At 50.7% G+C, this 25,385-nt stretch carries 18 protein-coding genes; 11 read left to right on the top strand and 7 right to left on the bottom strand.

The genetic code is table 11. The features are described from left to right. Positions 1-3 precede the first annotated feature (3 nt). The 4 genes from fldB (at position 4) to BFC17_RS18190 (ending at position 5,017) form a co-directional block, all read left to right on the top strand. Positions 4-546 (top strand): flavodoxin FldB, encoded by a 543-nt coding sequence (gene fldB, locus BFC17_RS18205; protein ID WP_070177895.1) that lies wholly within the window; start codon positions 4-6, stop codon positions 544-546. A gap of 32 nt (positions 547-578) precedes the next feature. Beyond that, positions 579-1,610, top strand: a complete 1,032-nt coding sequence (locus tag BFC17_RS18200; RefSeq protein ID WP_070177894.1) for an AraC family transcriptional regulator — start codon at positions 579-581, stop codon at positions 1,608-1,610. Positions 1,611-2,004: 394 nt separating this feature from the next. After that, complete coding sequence (locus BFC17_RS18195; RefSeq protein WP_070177893.1) at positions 2,005-4,026, top strand: acyl-CoA dehydrogenase family protein; 2,022 nt, start codon at positions 2,005-2,007, stop codon at positions 4,024-4,026. Positions 4,027-4,063: 37 nt separating this feature from the next. Next, complete coding sequence (locus BFC17_RS18190) at positions 4,064-5,017, top strand: alpha/beta fold hydrolase (RefSeq protein WP_070177892.1); 954 nt, start codon at positions 4,064-4,066, stop codon at positions 5,015-5,017. Between the two features lie 87 nt (positions 5,018-5,104). Here BFC17_RS18190 and fadA read toward each other — a convergent pair whose 3' ends face one another. Genes fadA through BFC17_RS18175 form a run of 3 tightly spaced genes read right to left on the bottom strand, consistent with a single transcriptional unit; the run spans position 5,105 to position 8,974 of the window. Then, positions 5,105-6,286, bottom strand: a complete 1,182-nt coding sequence (gene fadA, locus BFC17_RS18185; RefSeq protein ID WP_070177891.1) for an acetyl-CoA C-acyltransferase FadA — start codon at positions 6,284-6,286, stop codon at positions 5,105-5,107. Between the two features lie 14 nt (positions 6,287-6,300). After that, entirely contained in the window at positions 6,301-8,460 is a 2,160-nt protein-coding gene (gene fadB / locus BFC17_RS18180) for a fatty acid oxidation complex subunit alpha FadB (protein ID WP_070177890.1), read from the bottom strand. 58 nt (positions 8,461-8,518) lie between these two features. Further along, positions 8,519-8,974, bottom strand: a complete 456-nt coding sequence (locus BFC17_RS18175) for a MarR family winged helix-turn-helix transcriptional regulator (RefSeq protein WP_070177889.1) — start codon at positions 8,972-8,974, stop codon at positions 8,519-8,521. Between the two features lie 212 nt (positions 8,975-9,186). On the opposite strand from BFC17_RS18175, the gene BFC17_RS18170 reads away from it, so the two are divergent. Together BFC17_RS18170 and BFC17_RS18165 are read left to right on the top strand one after the other, a co-directional pair. After that, positions 9,187-10,644 carry an alpha/beta hydrolase domain-containing protein gene (locus BFC17_RS18170; protein WP_070177888.1) on the top strand — a complete coding sequence of 486 codons (1,458 nt, stop codon included), beginning with the start codon at positions 9,187-9,189 and terminating at the stop codon, positions 10,642-10,644. 103 nt (positions 10,645-10,747) lie between these two features. Further along, a complete protein-coding gene (locus BFC17_RS18165; protein WP_083271819.1) occupies positions 10,748-12,220 on the top strand; it encodes a serine hydrolase domain-containing protein in 1,473 nt (490 codons plus the stop codon). Between the two features lie 85 nt (positions 12,221-12,305). Here BFC17_RS18165 and BFC17_RS18160 read toward each other — a convergent pair whose 3' ends face one another. Continuing rightward, entirely contained in the window at positions 12,306-13,709 is a 1,404-nt protein-coding gene (locus BFC17_RS18160; protein WP_083271818.1) for a spinster family MFS transporter, read from the bottom strand. A gap of 234 nt (positions 13,710-13,943) precedes the next feature. Between BFC17_RS18160 and BFC17_RS18155 the strand changes: the two genes are divergently transcribed. The 5 genes from BFC17_RS18155 to BFC17_RS18135 all read left to right on the top strand — a co-directional run bounded on the left by BFC17_RS18155 (position 13,944) and on the right by BFC17_RS18135 (position 21,062). Further along, positions 13,944-15,704 (top strand): CocE/NonD family hydrolase, encoded by a 1,761-nt coding sequence (locus BFC17_RS18155; RefSeq protein WP_070177886.1) that lies wholly within the window; start codon positions 13,944-13,946, stop codon positions 15,702-15,704. Next, positions 15,704-16,759 (top strand): MBL fold metallo-hydrolase, encoded by a 1,056-nt coding sequence (locus tag BFC17_RS18150; RefSeq protein ID WP_070177885.1) that lies wholly within the window; start codon positions 15,704-15,706, stop codon positions 16,757-16,759. Before BFC17_RS18155 ends, BFC17_RS18150 begins: the two co-directional genes overlap by 1 nt. A gap of 90 nt (positions 16,760-16,849) precedes the next feature. Further along, complete coding sequence (locus BFC17_RS18145; protein ID WP_070177884.1) at positions 16,850-18,607, top strand: AMP-binding protein; 1,758 nt, start codon at positions 16,850-16,852, stop codon at positions 18,605-18,607. Between the two features lie 20 nt (positions 18,608-18,627). Next, positions 18,628-19,815, top strand: a complete 1,188-nt coding sequence (locus BFC17_RS18140; protein WP_070177883.1) for a 2-hydroxyacyl-CoA dehydratase subunit D — start codon at positions 18,628-18,630, stop codon at positions 19,813-19,815. Then, positions 19,815-21,062, top strand: a complete 1,248-nt coding sequence (locus BFC17_RS18135) for a 2-hydroxyacyl-CoA dehydratase family protein (RefSeq protein WP_070177882.1) — start codon at positions 19,815-19,817, stop codon at positions 21,060-21,062. Before BFC17_RS18140 ends, BFC17_RS18135 begins: the two co-directional genes overlap by 1 nt. 69 nt (positions 21,063-21,131) lie before the next feature. On the opposite strand, the gene BFC17_RS18130 is transcribed toward BFC17_RS18135, so the two are convergent. From BFC17_RS18130 to BFC17_RS18120, 3 genes are all read right to left on the bottom strand, one after another. Then, complete coding sequence (locus BFC17_RS18130; protein ID WP_070177881.1) at positions 21,132-22,991, bottom strand: AMP-binding protein; 1,860 nt, start codon at positions 22,989-22,991, stop codon at positions 21,132-21,134. 98 nt (positions 22,992-23,089) lie between these two features. After that, positions 23,090-24,325 (bottom strand): CaiB/BaiF CoA transferase family protein, encoded by a 1,236-nt coding sequence (locus BFC17_RS18125; RefSeq protein WP_070177880.1) that lies wholly within the window; start codon positions 24,323-24,325, stop codon positions 23,090-23,092. Continuing rightward, on the bottom strand, positions 24,322-25,353 hold the full coding sequence (locus BFC17_RS18120; RefSeq protein ID WP_070177879.1) for a CoA transferase: 1,032 nt from the start codon (positions 25,351-25,353) through the stop codon (positions 24,322-24,324). The genes BFC17_RS18125 and BFC17_RS18120 overlap by 4 nt, the downstream gene beginning before the upstream one ends. Positions 25,354-25,385 lie beyond the last annotated feature (32 nt).

The following is a 25,385-nucleotide window of genomic DNA, read 5'->3' as shown; positions in this document are numbered from 1 at the left end:
TAAATGAGTGATACCGCATTAAAAATCGGCCTGTTTTATGGTTCAACCACCTGTTATACCGAAATGGCCGCAGAAAAAATCCAGGATCAGCTCAATGCGCTGTTCGGGGAAGCCGTGGTAGAACTGCATAATATTCAGGACGTTTCGTTAAGTCAGACCGCCGGGTACGACATTTTAATCTTCGGCATTTCCACCTGGGACTTTGGCGAATTACAGGAAGACTGGGAATCAAGCTGGGAGGACGTTCATCAGCTCAACCTGAGCGGCAAAATTGTTGCCCTGTACGGTTTAGGTGATCAGCTCGGCTATACGGACTGGTTTCAGGATGCGCTTGGTATGCTGCACGACGCATTGTTACCCAGCGGTTGTCAGTTTATCGGCTACTGGCCAAACACAGGGTATGAGTTTGCACAGTCAAAAGCCCTCACTGAGGATGGTTCACATTTTGTTGGCTTGTCGCTGGATGATGAAAACCAGTACGATAAAACCGATGAACGTGTGCTTAACTGGTGTACGCAGTTAGTCACCGAACTCAGCGAGCTGTAACAGCTGCATTATTAAACTAGCCGGAGGCGCAGGTGACTGACATTCCTAAACCCAAAAGAGGTACAGTTGCCAACCATTACGTCACCGCTATTTATAACACTGCGCAACGGCAAGGACTGAATGCTGAAAAGTTGCTTATCGACAATGGTTTTTCTTTAACCGATATCAACCAGCCCGATCTCAGACTGGACATCGAAAACCTGGCCGCCTTTCAACGCTCGGTTTGGGCAGCTTTATCCGATGAATCCATGGGGCACTTGCACGTCACCCTGCCAGCGGGTACCTATTACCTTATGGCTCGTTTAGCCGTTGCCCAGCCAACACTGCACGAGGCCCTGTTATGGGGTATCCGGTTTTACAACATTGTTACCCGCTTTGAGTTTGTCCGCTTAGAGCGAGAAGAACAAAATAGTGTGCTGGTTATTAACCTGCCGCAACCTGAGCGGGATTATCAGCATCTGTTTGGCGAAATTTCCCTGTTAGCATGGCACCGCCTGGCTTCCTGGCTCATTGCCGACACCCTGCCATTGTGCGAAAGCCGTTTTGATTACTCCGAGCCTGCCCACGTTGCGGAATATGCGTATTTGTATCCGGGCAAACACCGTTTTAATCACCGACAACTCGCCATTGTTTTCCCCTCATCTTACCTAAGCAGGCCAGTCCGCCAGAATGATGCGACCCTGGTTTCCTTTATGAATCGCTGTCCTTTAGTGCTGTTTCACCGGTATATCACTGACTTCAGCACCTCCTCTGAAGTCAAACAATTGTTAGAGGCCTATACCTTCGATGACGGATTTACCATTACAGACTGTGCCAGACAGGTTCATTTAACCACTAAAACGCTGATGCGCAGACTCAAGGAAGAAGGCACTTCATTCCAGCAACTCAAGGATATCGTCAGACGAGATAAAGCGGTGCATTTACTGCTGCGAAGCGATCTGTCGGTTTATGACATTGCCGAGCAAGTGGGGTATTCTGACACCGCCGTATTCTCCAGGGCCTTCAAGAAATGGACCGGTGAACCGCCTAAGCGCTATCGGGATAAACATCGCTCTGCCACTTAACCAGCTTAAAAACCTAACGCCCATATAAGCAAACTAAACGCCCGCACCATCCCCTGCCACAAAGTAATTTGCATCAATTCTACACCTTGCCATATTTGTCAATTTTTTTGACTTTTTATGCAATCGTCCAAGGTTAATAATTACCCTACCATTTGTTAATAACTTTCACATTTATACGTATGGTTGTTAGCCTGGAGAGTTTCAGCACAACGTTTTCCTTTTGTCATTCGCCACTCACAACTCCCCTACCGGGGATGAGTAAGCTGCCACTGCCTTTGGCAAACTTGCAATGGCAAATCATACCAAACGGCGTTGACACAACCCGAAGCGAAATACCCAACTGAACAGACAACCAGTGAATAGTACCCATAGTAAAACAAGAAGAGGATAAAAAGTGAGCGAAACAAAGCAAACTCTTTCTTCCAGTGCCGTGGAGGCACTCAAGGCTGCAGGAGACGTAGCGCAAGCCGAGGATGTTGCCGATCTGGAAGCAGCCCAATCGGGTTCGGATGCAAAACTCAAAAGCAACAAAGCCAGTCTTACCGAGCGCCTTATTTTTGGTCCGCCCCCCTCGCTGGATGAACTAAGCAGCGGTGCTGACTATTATGCCAGTATCGGCAAAGCAAAAATTGATGAAATGGTGTATGCATCGCGTGATGAAATGTTTGCTGGTAATGCTTTTACCGCCGACAACAAACTGTCTGATGAACTGCGCGCCAAGATTGCCAGTTATGGCGGCTATGGATTAACCCTGCCAAAAGAATATGGCGGCCTGGCCTACAGTTATAATCAGCTGGCCTATATGTCAGAGCAATTTTCGGCCAATGGTCTTAGCAGCGTTTCGATCGAAATTAGCGGCCAGCTGACCATTGGTGCCAGTGCCTTATTAGGTTATGGTACTGAGCAACAGCGCCAGACCTTTTTACCCCTGATCGCCAGTGGCGATTTAATTGCATTTGCCCTGACCGAAGTGGGTGTAGGCGTTAATGCCAAACGGGTTCAGACTTATGTGGAAGAAGATAAAGAGAACAATTGCTGGCGGCTGCATGCCGAGGGCGCTCGCAATAAACTGTATATAACCAACGCAGCGCATGGCGCACTTGCTGCGATTGTGGCGCGTAAAGGTAAAACAAGTAAAGAAATCGGACTGTTTATTGTCAGACTCCCCGACCAGGACGTTAGCGAAGGTGATTACCAGTTTAGTTGCAAGCCCTCAAACGTGTCGGCCTTCTCGCAAAATATCAACTCGCGGGTCAGTTTCAGCCATTTCCCGGTGCCTTTTGAAAATGAAATCAAAGGTAACGGCGTAGAAGTCCTGTTTTACTGCTTGCGGCTTGGCCGCTGCATTCTGGCTGCTCAATGTGCCGGTATTCAACGCTCTATGGCGGTTGATGTGATTAATTATGCGCGTCAACGGGAAGGCGTGGGCGGCAAGGTCATTAAGCATGAATTGCCGTTAAGTAATATCTGTAAAATATTGTCCGGGGCATTAATGTCTCGCGCGTTGTCGCACTTATCACTGGCACAGGACAGTACCGGCGTAAACCTCGCCGGTCTGCGTGATTTAACCAAATCAGCGAGTTCCGAAATGCTGCAGGAGTCGCTTTATGCTGCCGAAAAAGTGATGGGCGGGCGAACCCTCGATTTAGATGCCCGGCTTACCCAGCTGCGGCCGATATGTCATGCCTTTGGTATTGTTGAAGGCGAGAATGACCTGATTCGTCTGGGCATGGTTAAAGACGTCACCACCAATTTTACCAACGAACGTCTGGCTGGCTTACTGGCCGTTTTACAACAGGCTAATACCGATGCCGATGGCAAACCTGTCGCTGCCGATAAACGCATCGATAAATTAAACCTGAACACTTTTCTTCATATGCCGGTTCGCTCGATGAAAGCCTGTTATTCGCTGGTGAGTAACGAAAAGTTCTATCATCTTGTTGGCAGCTTAGTTCGCAGTGCGGCCAGCGATACAGGCGAATTAGTAAAAGGACTGGTGCCGGCTTCATTTTCCTCACGTTACGGCCACTTGCCTAAGTCTCTGCAACACTATGTAAAATATGCTGAGCGCGGATTGCGTCACTGTCGCTGGCATTACATAGGCCTCAACCTGAAGTACCAGTTAGAGTTAACCAGGGCGCAGGTGCCCATGTTGCAGCTTGGCAAACGCATCGAAACGCTTATGTGTATCCTGATTCTGGCCAGTCATGCCAGTAAACAGGACAAAGTAACCCAGGCGCTGGCGGTTTATCGCTGTGCAGAAATGGTGATGAACCTTGATGGCGTGTGCGGCTCACAAACGCAAAAACAGCGAAAGGCTATCGAAGAGGTCGCACGAGCGCTGCAGAAGGATGAAGTTAGCTTACTGGATCAACTGATCCCGGAGCCTTTTGCCCATCAATGGGATGAGCAGTAATGCCGTTAAGTTTTAACCGCTTCACAGAGAGACGACTATGACCTCACCAACAATCAAGCCACAGTGGCAACCAGGGCAGTTTATCCTGGCACCCTATGAAGGTAAGCACCCACCTACCGAACAGTGGGTTCAGGACGCACTTGACGATAACCCGGTGCGTACTTCTTTTGAGATTGACGGTTTATCCATTGAGCTGTTGATCTGGGGCGATGAAGGCAAGCCTGGTTTACTGTTTTTACACGGCGCGGGGGCACAAGCCGACTGGTGGAATGTTATTGCGCCTGCATTCGCAAAAGAATACCGGGTGGCGGCTATCAGTTGGTCAGGTATGGGGCGCTCAGACTGGCGACCGCGATACACTATCGATAACTGGGGCAAAGAGGCGTTAAAAGCCATTGAAGTCGCTGGCCTCGATAAAGCTGGCAAGCCAATGGTTATCGCGCATTCTCTGGGTGGCTCACCGCTGTTTTATCTGAGCGCAAATCACAGCGAACAAGTTCACGCCGGGATCCTGGTAGACAGCTTTATTCCTAAATTTAAAGCAGGGGGTTCCCCTCCCAAAAGGGAAAAGCTTCAGCGTTACGCCACGGTAGAAGCGGCGCTGGCGCGCTATCGTTTCATGCCGGAACAGGGCACTGACTATCCCGAAATTGTTGACTATATCGCCCGCCAGTCATTGCGCTGGGTCGAAGAAGATGGCGAGGATCCTGCGGGTTGGACCTGGCGATTCGATCCGTCGATGTTCGCGTCTTTAGATGTTAGCGGCGTTGCAGACTTAGTCCCTGAGGCAAAAATCCCACTGGCACTGATTGCCGGCGAGCAATCAGGATTAGTCCGCAACACCAATCTGGCATCAATCAGAGAAACGCTGCCAAACTGTCCGGTAGCAGTGGCGATCCCCCAGGCCCGTCACCACATAATGATAGATCAACCGTTGGCCTTAATTGCCGCACTGCGTGTTACTTTACAAACGCTAAGTGCCAGCAGTTAATTCAGAAAAGACCAGCCAGAGACAGATACTTTAACCAAAAAGCCCGGTAAACCGGGCTTTTTAGTGCTTTAGGAATGTATCTGAGCGTTATAAGCGCTCAAATACAGTAGAGATACCCTGCCCCATTCCGATACACATTGTGGCTAAGCCGATACTCGCCCCTTGCTGATCCATGGCATTAAGCAAAGTCGTGGAAATGCGCGTGCCAGAGCAACCAAATGGATGCCCCAGCGCAATAGCGCCGCCCAACAGATTAACCTTGCTGTCTATCTCAGACTCAATACCCAGCTCGCGTAACACCGCAATGCCCTGTGCCGCGAACGCTTCATTAAGTTCGAATACGCCTATATCTGACAATTTCAGGTTTGCCCGGGCCAGTGCTTTTTGCGTGGCTGGCACAGGACCAATCCCCATCGTTGCTGCCGGGCAACCCGCTGATGCCATGGACAAAATTCGGGCAATCGGAGAGATGCCAGCCTCCCGGGCAGCCGCACCGGACATGACTAACATCATAGAGGCACCATCAGCAATCGCCGACGCATTGCCAGCAGTAACACTGCCTTTGCGTGGAATGAACACCGGTGGTAACCCGGCCAGCCCCTCAATGCTAGCGTCATTACGGATCACTTCATCCACAGCTACCTGAGTTAATACGCCTTGTTCATCATGCCCTTCAACGGCAACGATCTCTTTGCTAAAACGCCCGTTCCGGGTTGCCTCATAAGCTAACTGATGAGATCTCAGAGCAAACTCATCCTGTTGCTCACGAGACACTTTGTACTGGGCCGCCAGATTTTCTGCGGTCAGACCCATATTCATCGAATGACTTGAGATACGTCGGCTCAGCTCCGGGTTAATATCCATCCCCTGAGTCATTGGCAAATGACCGATATGTTCGACGCCGCCAACAATAAAACTGTCGCCCATGCCGGCTTTAATTGATGCTGCCGCGGTATGTAACGCTGCCATCGATGAACCACACAAGCGGTTCACCGTTTGCGCAGCAACCGTTTCTGGCACGCCAGCGAGGATCGCAACGCCTTTGGCAATATTCAGACCTTGCTCGTAATACTGGTTTACGCAGCCCCAGATTAAATCTTCAACCCGTGCAGGATCAAACTTTGGATTGCGCGCTAATACCTGCTCTACCATACTGGCGGACAGACTATCTGCCCGGACATGGCGAAACACGCCCCCTTTAGAACGGCCCATGGCAGTACGGGCGGCATCCACAATAACAACGTCAGTATCTTGAAAAGCTTTAGTCATGTGAAGTCTCCTTACTACTTGATAACCGGGGATGAAAAGGCATAAAAACTGTCACCGGATTCGGCCATTTGCCTGATAGTATCGGGCGCCGCGTAGGCTTCGCCCAACGATTCGTAAGTACTTGAAAGTGCCAACAGTTGCTCAGCACCAATTTGATCCATATAGCCGAAAATGCCGCCCAGATGACGCGGGAATCCTACGCCGCTAACAAGTGCAATATCGATAGTCGCTACCGACTCAGCCACTTTTTGTTCCAGACAACGTACAGCCTCAAAACAGAACGGTAACATTAACCGTTCGACTATCTGTTGATCGGTTAACTCAACCGGATCAGTTACTAACGGCGCCAGTAGCTCGCTAACAGCAGGGTCGGGTAATTTCTTTTGCTTGCCGCGCTTGTCCAGTTCGTAACGATAAAAACCAGCCCCGGATTTTTGCCCTAAGCGCCCGGCTTCCAGCAATATATGCGTAGCATTGTGTACATCACTCATGCGATCCGGATACGCTTTGCCCACAATGGCTGAGGCATGCACGGACGTATCCATGCCAACCATATCGGCCAGTGTCGCCGGCCCCATTGGCCAGCCGAATTTTTCCATCAGTTTATCGATGCGAACAAAATCTATTCCCTGATTAACCAGTACCGCAAAAGCACGAATATAGGCAAACAAAATACGGTTAACCAGGAAACCGGAACAGTCCTTCACCACTACCGGCAGCTTGCGCATTGAAAGGGCATAATTCACCGCTTTGGCAATGGCTTCATCGGAGGTTTTTTCACCTTTAATCACTTCAACCAAAGGCATAAGATGGACCGGATTAAAAAAGTGCATTCCACATAAGTTTTGTGGCCGCGTTACGGCATCTTCCATTTCGGCGACAGTCAGGGTAGAGGTATTGGTAGCCAGCACACAATCTTCCGCTACCTGCTGTTCCACGTCGGCTAATACCGCTCGTTTTACCGCAATATTTTCAACCACTGCCTCGACAACAAACTCAACCTTGTCAAAACCGTAGTAGTCCAGCCGAGGCTGGATCAGGCGGGTTGTCTTTAGCGCTTGTTCGGGTTTCATGCGCCCTCGTTTAAGCTGACCAATCATCAATCGGTCCGCTTCGGCCAGTCCGGCATCGATGGCTGCGGAGTTAATATCCTTCATCAGGATCGGAGTACCGGTAGAGGCGGTTTGATAAGCCACCCCGCCGCCCATTATACCGGCGCCGAGTACCGCAGCCTGTTTGGGTGCCTTGCCATCCCCGGCATAGTTTTTATTATCACGACGGACCTCACGGTCACTCATGAACAGGTTAATAAGACTACGCGCGGTAGGCGTTGAGGTTAAATCTACAAAATCGCGGCACTCCCTTTCCTGCGCCGCCTCACGTTCGAGATTAACGGTAGCCTTAAGTGATTCAACGGCTTTAGAGGGAGCCGGGTAATGCGCCGGGTTTTGTCCGCCAAACAAACCTAAACCCGCGCTGGTCGCCATTTCCAGTTCACCCTGACTAATGCCCAGAGGTTGCGTTTTCATCGCGCGTTTTTTGCGGTAGTCAATTTCACCACTGGCTGCCCGTTTTATTAACTGCAATGCCGCATCTTCGAGCATGGCATCAGCAACCAGGGCGTCGGCCGCGTGGACTCTTAACGCTTCGGCAGCCTTGAACGGCCGCGCTTGTAATATCCACTGTAAAGCGTTATCCAGACCAATGAGTCGTGGTAAACGTACCGAACCTGCCCAACCAGGCATAATGCCTAATGACACCTCAGGTAAACCCAGTTTGGCGTTGTCGCTGACCACCCGAAAATCGGTGGATAATGCCAGTTCAAAACCGCCTCCCAAGGCATCACCACGGATCGCGCACACCGTAGGAAACGGTAAGTCTTCGATGGTATTTAAAATGGCGTGGACACTCATCGCATAGTCATAAACTGCTTGCTTACCACTGGCAAAGGTGGCGCAAAACTCAGTAATATCCGCGCCGGCCACAAAGCCGCGTTTGGCACTACTTATGACCAAACCACGTATCTGATCAAGCGGTAACTGCGTAAGCACTTCACCTAAAGCGTGAGATGCATTCTGGCTCAGCACATTCAGTGGTGCTCCGGCAAAATCCAGCACCAGGCTGTAGTAACCTTGTTCAAGCTCTTGCAACCGCACAAAGCTTTCCGTATTCATAAGCAAAACTCTCCCGCATTTAAGCTTAATTAATAATGTTCAGTCTTTTGGCAGCACGTTATCGGATACGTGCGTTAACCTTGAGTAATAACGCAATAAGCATTTGCCTTTCCGGATCGCTCAGGCAAGCCGTAAAGCTAGCTTCCTGCTCAGAAATTTCTTCGAGAACGGATTCCAGTACTTCACTTCCTTTCGGTGTAATCGTTGCCACTTTCGCTCGCTTATCTATCTGGCATTGCTGGCGTTCTATCAGCCCCATTTCTTCCAGACGAGCCAGCGTTTCACCAAACGCTGCGCGTTCGGTAGAAAGCACATTGGCTAACTGACGCTGATTAACGCCCGGGTTTAGGCTTATCACATAAAGCACACCAAATTTTTTGGGGCTCAACCCTGTTGCTGAGAACCAATCGACAAAGTGGTTGTAGACTCCCATCTGTGCAGAACGCAGTTGGGCGGCGAGAAAATCTACTGTGCGCCCCCAGTTAATTTTGTTCTTTGTTAGCTTCTTATCCACACAAAACCCTTTGAAAGTATGGGCCACGCAAAGAGATCAAGGCCTGGTCCAATTCACATATTTAATAAAGTTACCATACAATTATAACAATATAAACATCTACTAAACATTGATCTGTTAACATTTTTGTAATAGAACCATACTTAAGGTCAGCCTTATTCCGACCTGTTTACATTTATCAACAGCAATGACTACCAATCAGGAACACAAAAATGAAAAGACGCCAGTTTACTAAAGGACTTGTTGCCAGTGTCCTTGCAACACCACTACTTCCTTCGCTTGCGCAGGCCATTCAGACAAGTCAGTCAATTAAGGTTAGCGGCCCTATCACAGGCGGGAGGCATGGCTATCCTTTCTGTTCTTACGCGGGTGATCTCAGCCATTTTGGCTATGTTGAAGAAGAGTACTTCATCGAGGGTACAGCCACTCGCTATCAGGCAAATGGCGAGTTGGGTTTTGATGGGAAATGGTCGGTAGAACCCATGGGGACCTATCCGTTTAAAACCCGGTTGCTGGTTCGCCGGCCTCAGGATCACAGTCGGTTTAATGGCACAGTTGTTACAGAATGGTTAAATACAACTGCCGGTCATGACACCTGCACAATAGGTATGGTTACCAACGGTTTATATCAAAACGGCTTTGTGTATGTAGGCGTTAGTTGTCAGGAAGTTGGCATAACAGGCGTTACCGACAAACCACAAGGTTTGCATGCCTGGGATCCACAGCGCTATGGCAGCTTGTCTATTCCGGGCGATTCCATTTCGTACGATATTTTTAGTCAGGCGGGGAAAGCCGTCGGACCAAACCGCTCGCGCCAGGGTGTTGACCCTCTGGCGGGCTTAAAGGTTAAACAAGTTATTGCCACAGGCGCATCGCAATCGGGCGGCAGATTGCGCACCTACATAAACGCTATCCATCTGCGGGATAAAGTCTTTGATGGCTTTTTACCTACCATTCAGTTTGGTGCCGGTTACGCATTTTCTGACATCACTGTCGATAAAAAGACCGGTGCTCCGGCTAAAAACCGTGAACTTTATGCCTCGCTCATTCGGGATGATCTTAAAACACCGGTATTTATGGTTAACTCAGAAACAGAAGTACTGGTTAACAGTCGCGCCCGCCAGCCTGACAGCGATTACCTGCGCTTTTGGGAGGTCGCCGGCGCTTCTCATGTGCCAGCAGGATGGGACCGAATTATTAACAAAATTCGTGAGCGCGATGGGCTGTATGATAGCGGCCCGGCTGAACTGGGCAGCGAAGTACTCTGGCAGGACGCCGCAGATGCCGCACTGATGCACCTGATTAGCTGGATAGATGCCGGAAAGCTTCCTCCTGTGGCCGAGCCCATTAAGCTATCGACCGCCGAGGGCAAACCGGTGGTAATGCGCGATGAATTTGGCAATGCCAAAGGCGGCTTACGTTTACCCGAACTGGAAGCGCCGATAGCGACTTATGACAGTGCGCTACAAGCACTCAATGCGGCCAATGGTTTGCGCGGCACGACAACACCGCTAACCGCCGGGACCCTGAAAGCACTGTATCCCACTCATCAGGATTATGTGGATAAGGTAACCGCCGCGGCCAAAGAATGTAAGTCCAGTGGCTATATTCTGGCTCCTTGTTTGGGACGCTATATTGAACAAGCAAAACAAGCGTCTTTAGCCAGCTAAATGGCAGGCTACTGATTCACCGCGAGAAACCTTTTCTGGCAGCTTTTTGTCATTAACAAGTGACAAAAAGCTGTCCTGTCTCTGCCCAATCTGAAGAGAACCTATGTTAACTATAAAATCGTACAAGTCTTTACTGCAAACCTTACTACTATTCGTACTTTGCTGCGGCCTCTTAGCTTCATTGCAAGCGCATGCCAGCGAGGACCGCTTAACCGGTCGGTGGAACGGCGTCGGGCTGATCCAGAATACTGCGGTGAGCCTGCCTTCACTGATAGATTTCGAATTCAAACGAAATAGCGAAGGAAAACTGGTTGCCATTGATCTGACAAAACCCAAAGCAGGCGAGTTTTTGGTTGCCGTTAGTGGCAATACATTTTCCTTTACTACTGAATTTCCGGTTAGTCCACAACGCAAAGCCCGGGCCGAAGTTTCAGGTACCCTGGCTGACGATGAGCAGACCATTAAAATCTCCGTTGGCGCTTATGGTTTATCAGGCAAAATAGAGGATGTAAGGGTAGCGACGCTAAGCCATAATAATGCAGCCGCTAAAGCCTTCATGTATCCACGGGTCGGGGATAACGGTGAGCCTGTACTTACTTACGCTTATCGTAAGCCGATTGACCAAACCAATACGTTTACCACCGTTACCCCGGAACAAGCCGGTCTTGATCGCACAAAACTGGAAGCCATGGTTAATACCATACTCAGGCAAACGGCAGAGTCTAAAACAGAAAGTGTGCTGATTTTACGGAATGGTAAACTGGTCATGGCCGAATACTTCTGGGGGCATGGTTCTGATGATGCACACCAGACCTGGTCCGTGGTTAAAAGTATCTCGGCCATCGTGGCCGGAATCGCCTGGGATCAAAACAAATTTAATCTGGACGCCACTTTTGCGTCTTATTTTCCGCAATACCGGGCAACGAAATGGGCCAAGGAGAATCTGGCCATCTCAGTTCGACAGGTCTTATCCATGGCTTCCGGCGCCTATATTCCATCGCCAATTACCATCAGCACTGCAGCGGATTTCATTCAGGCTATGCTCGATCAGCCTTTGGTGCATCCTCCCGGTATGACTTATGCCTATGACAATGGCCTGCCTTCACTGGCAGGGCAATTGGTAGCTAAAACAACGGGTAAACCTTTCGACCAGTTTGCCGAACAATATTTGTTGCAACCCCTGGGGATTAAAAAGCAGCGCTGGACCTACTTTGCTGACGGCACGCCAAACGGGGCAGGCGCCTTTTTCATTACCCCTCTCGACTTTGCGAGAATAGGCCAGATGATGCTGGACAAAGGCGTATGGCAGGGCAAACGAATTGTATCAGAGGCCTGGATTAAAGAATCGACCCAACAACAAACCGCCAAAGGTGATTATCCTTACGGATTCTACTGGCACCTCAATACTGAGTCATACGAACATTTTAAAGGTGCCACCGCTTTCATGGCGCGCGGCGCTCTGGGTCAGACAATCACCGTTCTGCCCGACGAAAATATGGTGGTAGTCGTTACTTCGACCAATGCGAAATATGATGCTTTTCTTAGCGATTACATTGTGCCTGCCATAATACGTTAATCAGACAGGCACGAATTACTCAGAAAAAAGGGGGACTTACCGCAAGTCCCCCTTTTTTAATCCTTAAAGCGCCACTCCACAGTACTTAGTCGAGTTTTAGACGAATAAATTTGGCAGCCACAAGAAACAACGACACCGGCAGCACATAAAGCACCGCATTGAATCGCAATGCCGATTGCAAGCCATTGGATGAAGCTCTGGTACAGGCTTGTTTTAATTCGCCAGCCAGGTCTGAACCGCCATGGCAGATTTCTGCATAGTCGCCCAGTGCAGCAGGAAATGCATCTGACGCCGCCCAATCACTTAATACCCCAACCAATGGAGGACCTAACGACGTGCCGACCAGGGTAATGGCTAACATCAGTACCGCTATACCAGTGGCTCGCATGTGAGCCGGTACCAGCGTCTGCACCGAGGCAAAGTTAGGGCCATTTTTCAATGAACTGAAGATGCTGGCAATAACCACAAAAATGCCGGCGACCGCCCAGGTTTCAACACCATAGGCAATAAAATAACTCACCCCACCGCCTAATGCGCCAAGGCAGGGAACCAGCATATAGGACTGACCATGGGCACCGGAAAACCGGTCCGCCAGCCAACCACCTAACAGCGTGCCAATAACACCGCCAAAACCCAGGCCGGTAGACAACACGATGGCCGCTTCCTGCAACGACAACTCAAATTTACGCAGAAAAAACGACGCAGTGAACATTAACGCGGATGTCATGACCATGGATGCCGACGCACTGGCAATAAAGATCAGCATAAATCCCTTATTGGTAAACAACCATTTAAGGTCGGCCAAAAAGTTAGGCTTTACCGGCGTCGATGCGTTTGTCCCTGATGAGGCATTTGCTTGTTTACGAGGATCTTTGTTACTCAAGCGAAACAGGATAGCCAACACAATTCCCGGCGCCCCCACACAAACAAAAGCCCAGCGCCAGCCATACACATCGGCAATATAGGCGCCCGCTAACGGCGCCAGAAATCCAGCAAGAGGCATTGCCATACCCAGTAAGGCTGTTGCCAGTCCGCGCTGGCGCGGCGGGAACGTATCGGCTACCAGTGAATGGCAGGCAGGTTGAGCACCAGCTTCTGAAATACCGACCCCCATACGCACGATAACAAGTTGTGCATAGGAGCCTACAGCGCCGCATAACACGGTTAAGCTCGACCAGATCGCAGCAAAGGCTCCCAATAGGGTAATACGATCAAACCGCTCCGCCAGCCTGGCCATCGGGATTGTAGATAAACCATACAATAAACCAAAGGCCGGACCGACTATAAGCCCTAGTTGCAGGTCCGACATACCCAAGTCCTGCTTAATGGGCTCCTGTAAAATAGTCATGATAAGACGATCAAGATAATTTGACATCATGATCAACATTAACATCATCAAGACCATTATCTTTTTAACAGTCCACCCATTAATTGTTGATATATCTGGATTTACTTCTGATTTTTCAGGTTCAACAGTGTGACTTGTCATAAGTTTTAAGTCCTTTATCAATCACGCTAACCAGTACTTATTTAGTGAGTAACGATTAACACGACAGAAGTTAATTAATTATTGAGGTTAATGTTAATATAATGTAATTTTAGGATGGTAGCCATATTAATTTATCGTTTACTGGTGTTGAAAGCTAACTTATTCACTCCAGCCATCAAACCAACAGTGATGCGCAGGGGAGCACAAATCATCAGCTACAAGGAATGCACAATAATGAATATCCTCAGAAAGCCGTTGCTTGCCATGCTGACTGGCGTAGTTTTATACAGCACGGCGCTCACTGCTGAACCGCTCAAACGGATCTCCAGCCCCAATCATTATCAGGGCTATTCAGAGGTACTTTATGACGGCTGGCAACTGTCATCGCGTTATGTCGCTGTTCGCGATGGCACCAGACTGGCAGTAGACATCATCCGGCCAACGCAACAAGGCAAAGTAGTTGAGAAATCCCATCCCGTGGTTTGGATGCACACCCCCTATAACCGACGAATGAAAGGGGGCAAGTCCGCGGCCGAGACTTATCCGAGCGGGCCTATCAATCTGGTTAAATATGGCTATGTAGTCGCAGTTGTCGATTTCAGAGGGCTGTACGGTTCTTTTGGCAAAAATCGCTTGTTTAACTTTGGCAACTTTGTCGAACCAGCCTGGAACGATGCCTATGACATCACCGAATGGCTGGCAGACCAATCCTGGAGCAGTGGTGATATAGGCATGTGGGGATGCTCAGCAACCGGAGGCAGTCAACAACAGGCCGCTATTACCATGCCACCAGCACTGAAGGCTATTTTTCCACTCAGTCCTAACTTCGATGCCTATGAGTTTATTAATTACGGCGGCGTCAGTACCCAGGTGCCTTACCAAACCAAGAGCATGGCAGATATGGACAAGGAAGCGTCCGCCGTAGATGGTCCGCAAGCGGCTACTTTATTAGCCAAAGCCCAGGCTGAGCATATTGACGATCCGATTAACCAGCGTGTCGGTATGCCGTTTCGGGACAGCCCCTCAGCAGAACTCGGCGATAACTGGTGGCAACGAACCAGTATGTACACCTACATAGACAAAATAAAAGAGTCCGGAATAGGCGTATACAGCGGAGCAAACTGGGATGAATCCCTGACCAAGGCTGGCCCGCTACTGATGTTTGGTAACGTTCCTGAAGCTCAGGGCAAACTGATTATTGGTCCTCAGGAACATTGCCGCTGGTCAACCATCGCCGAACAAAATGATTTCTCGCTGGAAACTGAACAGCTGCGATTTTACGACTATTGGTTAAAAGGCATCGATAATGGTCTGATGGATGAGCCAGCAGTAACCTATTACACCTACAATGCCCCCGAGGGAGAACAATGGCGTCAGTCTGAAACCTGGCCTTTGAGCAATGAACGCCCTACCCGGTATTACTTTTCTGCCGACAGTTTAACGCCGACACCACAAGCCAAAGCAAAAGCGCTGACTATCGCTATGGGCGAGCCTGCCAAAGTTAACCCGGTGCAAATTACGCCGCAACAAAAAGGACTGCAATTCGACACCGCACCGCTGACACAGGACCTGGAGATCACAGGCTACCCCGTTATCGATTTATGGATAACCAGTGATCAGCCCGATACCGATGTGGTAGCGCAATTACTCGATGTCGCTCCGGATGGCAGTACCCGCACTTACCAGATGGTGGGTCGTCTGCGCGCCTCGCACCGAGTACAGGCCGAGGCACCTTACAATAATTTTGGCCTGCCCTATCACTCGCATCTGCAACAGGATATAGCACCAATCCCGGCAGATACGCCGGTGCGTCTGGAGTTCGCCATGCTTCCCATGTCCTATAACTTCCCAGCAGGCCATAAAATCAGACTGGCAGTGTCTTTTTCTAATCCCGATGGCGAACCGGGCGAAATTACCGTATTGAGCGGGGATCAGTATGCATCCTCAATTTTGTTGCCGGTGATCCCGGTCACCACCAGCGGCGGATTACACTAATGACCGCCACTGTGAAAGCCAATAACACCGCCCTGGTTTACGCCGATTATGCTGAGCCAATACCAGGCAGTGGTCTGGCAACGCCAATCACCGCTGAACTGCACTGGTTACGCATGCCACTGTTTTCCGACAGCATGGCAATTAACTGTTGGGCACTTAATGAAGGTGAACACTGGGCGATTGTCGACTCAGGTTTACACAATGCAGCGACCATCAGCGCCTGGCAGAGCACCATAACGCAAACCTTTAAAGACCAACCGGTTTCCCGTGTTTTTGCAACCCACATGCACCCCGACCATGCTGGTATGGCGGGCTGGTTAACTAAGCAACACAGCACCAGTTTGTGGATGACCAGGGACGAATACAGCATGTTGCAACAGTTCTCTGAATCTGATGCTGAGGCCGCCGAACAGGAAAAAATCTTTTATCAACGGGCCGGCATGCCGGCAGACTGGTTTAATGATTTTAGCGCACGAGCCCAATCCTTCTGCAAGATGGTGGCCCCGGTTTCAGCCCCGTTTAAACGAATGCAGGATGGTGACCTGATAGCAATCGGCAACCGTGAATGGCAATGCATTGTCGGCCGGGGGCACTCACCCGAGCACGCCTGCTTATGGAACCGCGAAGACGGTCTTCTCATCAGTGGCGATCAGGTTTTACCGGAAATATCGTCAAACGTCTCCGTGTTACCCGGTGCCCCAGCGGCCGATCCCTTATCTGACTGGCTGGCGTCTTTAGCCCGTATCCGGCAACTGGTGCCAGACAGCGTACTGGTGCTGCCTGCTCACGGTCGTCCTTTTTATGGCCTGCATGCCCGCATAGATGCTCTTATCGCAAGCCACGAAGGCAAACTGGACAGACTGCTAAAAGTACTGAATACGCCGCAACGAGCGGTAGATGTTTTTTCGCAGTTGTTTCGTCAGGTACCACCCAACTTTATGAGCCGTAGCCTTGCCACCGGCGAAGCCATGGCGCATTTAGCCTGTCTGAAGACACGCGGGCAAGCGGTTAGCTTTACCGATTCACAAGGAGTGCTGTGGTGGCAACGAAATTAATCCGGTCAACACGCTTTGCGCGACAACGTCAGCCTTCAGAGCTACCGACCGCTGCTTTTGTTCATTTTAAATAGTTTGGAATTATCAACTATGTCTACTCTTGCAACCGCACTAAAGCCTGATTTATTTCAGTGTATTGCCGATATGGCCGCGTCTCAGCCGGATGCTCCCGCACTGGTCCATTTAGACAATCCGCTGGATACCTCGGCCACGACAATCTCTTACGGCGAACTGTTCAGCTTTATTTCTGCACTGGCCGCAGAACTTGAAGCAGCCGGCGTCACCGCCGAACATTCGGTAGCTATTTTGTTACCTACCATACCTGAAAGCTTAATGGCATTTGTTGCAGCCGCTACTGTTGCCACCGCTTTTCCGCTGAATCCATTACTCACACCACAAGCTTTAGCTGAACAACTCTCACTGGCAAACGCCCATACCTGTATTGTTTTTGAACCCAGCGAGCTTATGCCTATACAGAAAAAGTTACTGGCCGCACTGGATTATCCGCAGCCAGTTAAGCAGATCGTAGAGGTGAGTAGTGGTTTTCCTCAAGCGTCATCCTCTTACCCGGAACATATCCCGGTTCGCTCGTGGCAGGAACTGGTGCAGTCAGAACGCCGCTGGCAGCCGAAAAGACCGGCCGCCAGGCGAGTAGCGGCTTTATTTCATACTGGTGGCACCTCTGGCTCGCCCAAATTAGCCGAACTGGGTGAAAGTGCCTTAGCGGCAGGTCCACAGTTATCTGCCCAGGCCAGTCATTTACAGGCAACCGATCGTATATTGAATTTTTTACCCTACTTTCATGTGGGCGGAACGCTGTCGATGGGTATTGGCTTATTAACCCGCGGTGGAGCATTTTACACTTGTGGCCTGTTAGGCGGACGCAACCCGGATCTGATCAAACAGATCTGGACCCTGTGTGCTAACCATCACATCACTATGCCCACCATGGTCCCTACCAGTTGGTCAGCCGTGTTAGACAACGCAGAAGGGAAGCCTCCAGCCTGCCTGCGTGGCATTATCACCGGCGGTGCAGCCGCTCCTCTCGAACTGGTAGAACGAGCGGAAAGCATCACCGGCGTTCCAATGAGTCAGGTGTTTGGTATGACCGAATTTGCCGGCATATGCACCGCGCAACCAGTTGATGGTAAATTTCGCGCCCATGCAGTTGGCTATCCACCCCATGGTGTTGAACTTAAGCTCAATGCAATAGGTGAAGACCTGTTTGAGGTCCATCTCAAGGGACCGAATTTATTTTTAGGCTACCGTACCAAAGACGGGCGGGTTAACGCGCCGGATGAGTGGCTGGCGACCGGCGATCTGGGCCGTTTGGATGACAGCGGGCAGTTACAACTGGTAGGCCGCTCCAAAGACGTCATCATTCGCAGTGGCCATAATATTGATCCGGCGATGATTGAAGAAGCCGCTTACGCCCATCCCCATGTATTGTATGCCGCCGCTATCGGTTTACCCGATGCCTATGCAGGCGAAGTACCGGTGCTCTTTATTGTAAAAACCGCTAATGGCGATCTCAGTAACCTGCAGGAAGTACTTGAACAAAACATCGCCGACGCCCCGGCTAAACCAAGGAGAATAATAGTGGTAGACGAACTGCCACAGACTCCGGTGGGCAAAATCGAACGTTACCGGTTACGTCAGCAAGCGGCTGTCATTTGCGCCCGCGAACTCCTGGCCGACCTTGTCCCTGCTGAGATCCAGTGTACCGATAACGCCGCACGCACAATAACCATTACCTGGCCGGTGAATACCAGCCAGAAAGTGAAACAGGATGCCGAGCAACGGCTGCGCACTGCTGGTCTGCAAAGTCAGCAGACAGAGCAACAATAACTACCCTACAGGAGCCCAGAATGAACCCCTTAGAGAGGCTAAAAAATGCCTATTACAACCGCGAGGAGTATGCCCGTCAGTGGCATGCATCGGGTCGCAAGGTCGTTGGTTACGTTTGTGACAACGTTCCTGCTGAACTCTTTACCGCCGCCGGAATGCTGCCCTACCGACTAAGCGGTAAGCCACAACGAAACGTAAAGGAAGTAAACTCACTGTTGGGCAGCGTGCATACCAGCCGCCTGGTAGGTACAGAGTTTATTGACACAATTACGGCTTCTTTGGTTGCTGGCGAGCTGGACTTTATTGACTATCTGGTGGTGCCACATAATCGCAAAAATGTGCAGGCGCTGGGGGCGCTGTTATTGTCCACTAAACAGAACTTACCGGATATCCCGGTACCCGAATTTTACTATCTGGATCGCACCTATTTACGCAACTACCTGACCAGCGGGTATAACCGCAAATCGCTTATGCAGCTGGTTAGCAAGGTAGAGTCATGGACGGGCAACGCTATTGATGCAGCGACCATGCGCAAGACTCTTGAAGACGCTGCGCAAACCCGTTCGCTGCTGCGGGAAGTTAATGCCCTCAGAGGTAATGGCGCGCCAAAAATTACGGGGGTTGAAGCACTGGAAATTTACGGTGCTGCGCATTTTATGCCGACCGAAGAGTTCCAGCAAACCGCCCGCGCGTTTATCGAAGAGGCCAAAGCCCGGCCAGTGCTTACAGGAAAACGCCTGTACATGGGTGGCAGCCCGCTTGATAACCCCGCGTTATATGCCCTGATTGAACAGCAAAACGGTGTCATCGTAGCGGAAGATCATTGCTGGGGAGCCCGCTGCGCTGAACAGGATGTCAATGACCATGACGATCCTTTCGAAGCGTTAGCTGCAAGGTTTGTGGCACAGCCCGCCTGCTCGTTACTGGCATCCATTGATGATACCACTGCCGCAGTCGTACGGCGGGCGCTGAACAGCGGGGCGCAAGGTGCCATCTTTAACGTGATTAACGGTGACAAATCACAAATGTGGGAAACCCCGTCGCAGTTTGATCAGTTAAGAGAGCAAGGATTGCCTTGCCTGCACCTGAAACGCCAACCCTATAACATTGTGGATCCGGCGCCTGTGAGCGACGCTGTCGCTCAGTTTCTTGAGCAAGTAGCATCCCCCGGGGTGAGCCAAACCATTCCAACGGTGGAGAAACATTAATGTCAACTTTTACACCGCAAACCGGCCGTCTGGCCATTGTTGAAAAAGTCCGTAAAGAGCAGGGCGAATGGCTCGCCGGCTTAAAATCCGGCGTTGAGCAGGGCGGCCGCTTCGCTATTTCGGCCAGTGATGAATTTGAAGAAATTTTTAACCTGTTTGGTATTCCCGCCTTAATTGTTAATTACTGGCATAACCTGGTGCTGGCAACAGGTCATGGTGATCATTTTGCCGACGTACTTAATAAACGTGGCTACGATGTTGACGCCATCACTATGGGACCTTTGGGTTACGCCGCCGCACTTGAGCCAGAATTAGCCCCATGGGGTGGCCTGCCCCGTCCTACTCTTATGCTCGGCTCAACCCGCGATGAAGCGGAACTGCGTTTTATGGAGCTGTGGTCTAAAGCGCTGGATTGCCCGTTTATGCCTCTCGACTACAATTTGGCAGGGCCCTACAAAACACTGGTTGATGATGACTGGTGGAATCACATTCGTCGGGACTGGCCCCGTTATATCGACAGCGACCAACTCGATTTGCGCGTAGCAGAATTGCAGGATGTCATTGCGCTGCTCGAACGGGAAACCGGTCAGACTATTACCACTGACGACATCGCCCGTTCACTGACCATGTGTAACGAGCAAATCGACTTGTTTATGGAAGGTTTGCGCCTAATCGCCGACGCCGAGCGTTGCCCGGTAACCCTGCGCGATCAGCTGGCACTTTACGTGACGTTATGGCACCGCGGTACGCCTAAAGGGTTAGATTACGCAAGAGCGTTCAGAGATGAGGTGAAGCAACGAATTGAGGACGGTATTCAGGCCTATCCCGAAGAAAATATTCGCATCCTGTACTGGACGGCCATGCCAGAGCCACGCTGGCATCGTTATTTAAATGAGCAATACGGTGCCGTGTTTGTCGCCAATAATTACTCGGTGACCCCGGAGCTGTATGCCCGCAGTTTCGACCCGGCAGACCCACTCAGAGCACTGGCCGGGCGCAGTTTATTTTTGCTCTCGACCCTCAATAATCCGCAATGGATGATTGAAACCGCCCGTTTTTATAAGTGCGATGCGATTATCGGCTTTGAGCAACCTTACCCGGTAGAAACGCCCCATGCCATAGCCTGTAAAGAAGCGGGAATTCCATACATTAACGCGCCGGTACTGGCCGATAACGATAAGATCCGCGCTAAACTGGATCGCTTTATTCAGGATGATGTAATCCCTTCCATGCAACAATCAACCTGATAACAAATAAAAAAGCGGCCAGTTCTTTGCACTGGCCGCCGCTTTATTCTCTGGCTTTACTCTGACTATCTACAAATCAGCGCTTACCGCTGCTGGCAGTGGCTCGTCCGCATAAATACGCTCAACGATATCAGCGCGATATTTTAATACCGCCCGCTGGTTTATATATTGTTTATCATTCACCTCGCCTTTTTCCTGACAGGCTGGCTCAGCTAACAAAATTAAACGCTCGATTCGCCGGCTTGATGCGCTGTTGATCTCGTTCCATGCCGCGATCTTTTGCGTTAGTTTTTCACGCAAAGCCGGGGTTGGCAACAAAATACCATTGTCAGTCTCACAACCATCCGGCACCGACCGCAGCCAGCCCATAGCAGCAACGAAGGGTTTACGATCGCCAGTGATCACCAAATCACTGAATAAACCGTCGAAAGATTCCAGCAATTCGGTGCGGATCTGGCCAACATTGACCCAGTTACCGGTCTCCAGCTTAAAGTCCTCACTCACCCGGCCGTCATAAGCAATCCCCGCCGCGGGGTTTTCGCTATCTAACAACCGACAAACGTCGCCGGTTTTAAAGAACCCCTCGTCATCAAACACTTCGGCATTTAACGCAGGCTCATTTAAATAGCCCGGAAAAATACTTGGGCCACGCAAGCGAATTTCCAACCGCCCTTCGCCTAATTGCACTAACTTCATTTCAACACCGGGCAACGGCACTCCTGCACATGCCGCGCTGTCAGTTGGCCAGTGCAGAATGGCTGCTGCTGGCGATGCTTCGGTCATTGCGTAAGCGGTGACTGTTGGCACACGCTGACCTGAAACAGCCTCACAATGACGCTGTAATTTTTGATAAACCGTATCCGACAATCCGGCACCACCATAACGAAGCACACTGAGTCGACTGAACATAGCTTCACGCAACGCCGGGTCTGAGTCCATCGCGTCAGCTAACATCCCAAGGCCTGCGGGTACACAGTTATAAACAGTGGGTTTAATCGCTTTAATAGCATCAATGGTTCGCTGCATCATAGGCCCGGGTATCGGTTTACCATCGTCAATATAAAAGGTCGCCCCTACCATTATCGCCTCGGTTAATACCACATTACCGCCGAAAGTGTGATGCCAGGGTAACCAATCAAGCAAAATACTGTGCTCATTGCGGTCACGCAGATTTACCATTGCCATCATCGCCAGATTGCTGGCCATCATGCCATGGGTGTTTATAACGGCTTTCGGGTTACCCGTTGAACCAGAAGTAAATAGCAATTTACCAATCCAGTCCGGCTGTATTGCAGCGTACGCCTCGTCAACGGCGGCGGTCACCGGCTCGTTGGTAAGTGATGCAAAGGTGGTGGCTCCGGTTGCTTCTGCCGCTGAGATCAGTTCAGCACCGGATAAATCAAGATCAGCCAGAGCCTCTGCTATTACGTTAGCATCCTGCACAAACAGTATTTTCGGAGCTGCTGTCGTGTAGGTACTCACCAGTCTGGCCCGCGCTGCCGGGAACATGGCATAAGAAAGTGAAATGGGAGACACCGCTGCGCCTACTGTCAGCGCAGCAAACATGATGATGGCCTGCTCGATACTATTTGGCGCAATGATGGCCACCACATCGCCTTTACCGATGCCCCGGTTCAATAGCGATTGCGCAACACTGTTTACCTGTGACATGGCTTCTGCGTAGGTAATCTTGCGCCAATCGTCAGTCATAACACGATCTGCCAGCATGACCCGGTCGGGCCATTGGCTTGCACTGGCCCGCAGATATTCAACTACGGTGCGCTCCGGAGAGCTTAATGTCAGCGGAGACGTTAACAAAAACCCGTCATCATGGACGGCAAGTTCTGCCCGCGGTTCAACAAATTGCTGTGTGCCAAACGGTGGAACATGCCGTGTCACACGTTCTGCCTTACTGGTTTTAATCGTCATAGCTTGTTCCTTTTTTTACCAGGCTGCCCCAGCCCTGCAAAGACAAAGGGAAACGCCTGCGTCTCCCTTTTATAATCAGGTGGTCAATGTCGCTGCGATTAGCCCGGATTACCGAATACGCCGTCAGCCGCCAGAGTGGCAATCTCTTCGTCACTCATCCCCAGAATCTCTTTACAAACCTGTTCGGTATGTTGTCCAAGTAATGGGGAATGAGTCATGGAAGAGGCACCATCGGTTAAGGTAATTGGGGTGCGCTGATGACCAAATGTCCCCATAACCGGATGCGACAACTCGCTTAAAAAGCCGCGATGTTTAAGTTGAGGATCCACGTCGACCAAATCTGCCGTATGCCGCACAACACCGGCAGCAATTCCCGCCGCCTGCAGACTGTACATTAACGCTTCACCATCCTGTTCCCGGGATGCCGTCCACTGGGCAATAATACTGTCCAGTTCGTCTTCATTGGCTTTACGCAGAGAGACGCTGGCAAAGCGTTTATCAGTAAATAACTCTGGCCTGTCCATAGCTTCGCAAAGTGCCTGCCATTCCTGTTCGTCCCACACTTCGATTGCCAGCCATTTATCTTCGCCACGCAACGGATATACATTATGCGGAGCGGTATCCGCATGCCGGTTTCCTGTTCGCCAGCTATCTTTGTTACCTTTTAGCGATGCATCAATTAATGGCCACATCTGCTGAACCAGCACTTCTTGCATGGCACCGTCTATCCAGCAGCCCTGTCCGGTTCTGTCGCGCCGCTCGAGAGCGGCCATAACACCCGAAGCAATAAAAAATGGCAGCACACTGTCGCCATATGTCAGCCCGGGGACCAACGCCCTGCCATCAGGATAACCGCTTGCTGCAATGCGCCCGGAACGAGCCGCCCCGGTGGCATCCACCCCTGGAAACCCCGACATTGGACCACTTTGGCCAAATATACTGCCGCTGGCTAAAATGATTTTCGGGTTTAACTCACGTAATACGTCGTACCCAAAGCCCATACGCGCGAGGGTACCCGGTGAAAAGTTTTCCACCACGACATCGGCTTCCCGGATGAGATCCTCGATGATTTTGCGACCACGGGGGTCTTTCAGCTCTGGCGTTATACTTTTTTTCGAGGTCGCGATATGCGCAAACCACAATTTGTTGTCTGGCGACGTTGGGTTGTCGTTAGCAACAATATCGCGCATTCTTTCCATCGAACGGCGTGACCAGCTTTCCACTTTGAGAATTTCAGCACCAAAGTCACCCAGCAGTTTGGTTGCCGTGTTGCCCACAATAGCCCAGGAAAAATCCACAACTCGAATACCGTCAAGAGGTCGCTGCGTGCTCATTGAGATTCTCCTGTGGTCACCTTAATAAAATAGCCCGGCACCTGTTCGCCTTGCTGCTCGGTGTAAAACCCTCTGGCTTTTAACTGAACATCGGCAGCCACGGCCTCTGGAGACGACACCGACATTACACGAATGCGTCGTTTACGCGCCTCTTCAACCGCTTGTTCGGCCGTCATCGAGGCCAGAAACTGCTCAACCGTGGCCATGTCATGGGAAGGCGTAACGGCCTTACCCGTGACTTCTTTAATCCATTTATCCATGTCGTCTGCGCCCGGCGTGCCGGGTCTGGCCTCCATGTAGAAAGCTTCGCCATCGGCTAATGGCCACAGCAGGCGGTTATATCCGCCGCCCATATTGATCGACTGACCATTACGATGCGGGACTTCGTCACCAAACTGATGCTTTATCACTGCCACGGTCCCGCGACCGGCGCCCATTTCCTGGGCGGATATATCCACCAACTGCCCTTTGCCGGTTTTATTGCGCATACGTTCAGCCAATAAAGCACCGGCGATACCGGCGCCGCAGGCATGAAAAAAGTTAGCGTTGCCAGGTTCCCGGACAGGTTCGCCATCGGCTTCTCCCATCTGAGATATCGTGCCAGCCAGCGCGGCAACCACCAGTTCCCGGCCTTTAAAGTTTGCATAAGGTCCGTTCTGACCAAATGGGGTAATAGACACCTGAATCAGCCGCGGATTGATCTTCGCCAGTGATTCATAGTCCAGACCAGCTTGTGCCAGCGTCCCCGGCAAAAATGACTCGATTAACACATCGCATTTAGCAATGAGGGCTAAAAACGTGTCCCGCCCCGCCCCCGGATAATCGATAACTATGGAGCTTTTGCCAATATTGCCAAACGACCACTGCGCGTCGTCCTGCACCGCAGAGGTGTCCACGCGAATAACCTCAGCCCCCATCGACGCGAAAAAGCGACCACAGTCGTAGGCCAGAGGGGTGGTGATATCGACGACTCTCAGATGACTGAGCATCTGTGAAGCAACCGAACCTTTTGCTGTATTTTCTGACATTGTTTCACTAACCTTTTTATAACCAGATGATG

Origin of the sequence: Marisediminitalea lipolytica, assembly GCF_001758465.1 — a bacterium.
GTDB lineage: Bacteria > Pseudomonadota > Gammaproteobacteria > Enterobacterales > Alteromonadaceae > Alteromonas > Alteromonas lipolytica.
The sequence above is the reverse complement of the archived record's forward strand: the minus strand, read 5'-3'. Positions and strand labels throughout refer to the sequence as shown.

Excerpts from the sequence above, each read along its gene's own strand:
- fldB (WP_070177895.1), top strand. The coding sequence starts at position 4 with ATGAGTGATACCGCATTAAAAATCGGCCTGTTTTATGGTTCAACCACC.
- BFC17_RS18190 (WP_070177892.1), top strand. The coding sequence starts at position 4,064 with ATGACCTCACCAACAATCAAGCCACAGTGGCAACCAGGGCAGTTTATC.
- fadA (WP_070177891.1), bottom strand. The coding sequence starts at position 6,286 with ATGACTAAAGCTTTTCAAGATACTGACGTTGTTATTGTGGATGCCGCC.
- fadB (WP_070177890.1), bottom strand. The coding sequence starts at position 8,460 with ATGAATACGGAAAGCTTTGTGCGGTTGCAAGAGCTTGAACAAGGTTAC.
- BFC17_RS18170 (WP_070177888.1), top strand. The coding sequence starts at position 9,187 with ATGAAAAGACGCCAGTTTACTAAAGGACTTGTTGCCAGTGTCCTTGCA.
- BFC17_RS18165 (WP_083271819.1), top strand. The coding sequence starts at position 10,748 with ATGTTAACTATAAAATCGTACAAGTCTTTACTGCAAACCTTACTACTA.
- BFC17_RS18160 (WP_083271818.1), bottom strand. The coding sequence starts at position 13,709 with ATGACAAGTCACACTGTTGAACCTGAAAAATCAGAAGTAAATCCAGAT.
- BFC17_RS18155 (WP_070177886.1), top strand. The coding sequence starts at position 13,944 with ATGAATATCCTCAGAAAGCCGTTGCTTGCCATGCTGACTGGCGTAGTT.
- BFC17_RS18150 (WP_070177885.1), top strand. The coding sequence starts at position 15,704 with ATGACCGCCACTGTGAAAGCCAATAACACCGCCCTGGTTTACGCCGAT.
- BFC17_RS18145 (WP_070177884.1), top strand. The coding sequence starts at position 16,850 with ATGTCTACTCTTGCAACCGCACTAAAGCCTGATTTATTTCAGTGTATT.
- BFC17_RS18140 (WP_070177883.1), top strand. The coding sequence starts at position 18,628 with ATGAACCCCTTAGAGAGGCTAAAAAATGCCTATTACAACCGCGAGGAG.
- BFC17_RS18135 (WP_070177882.1), top strand. The coding sequence starts at position 19,815 with ATGTCAACTTTTACACCGCAAACCGGCCGTCTGGCCATTGTTGAAAAA.
- BFC17_RS18130 (WP_070177881.1), bottom strand. The coding sequence starts at position 22,991 with ATGACGATTAAAACCAGTAAGGCAGAACGTGTGACACGGCATGTTCCA.
- BFC17_RS18125 (WP_070177880.1), bottom strand. The coding sequence starts at position 24,325 with ATGAGCACGCAGCGACCTCTTGACGGTATTCGAGTTGTGGATTTTTCC.
- BFC17_RS18120 (WP_070177879.1), bottom strand. The coding sequence starts at position 25,353 with ATGTCAGAAAATACAGCAAAAGGTTCGGTTGCTTCACAGATGCTCAGT.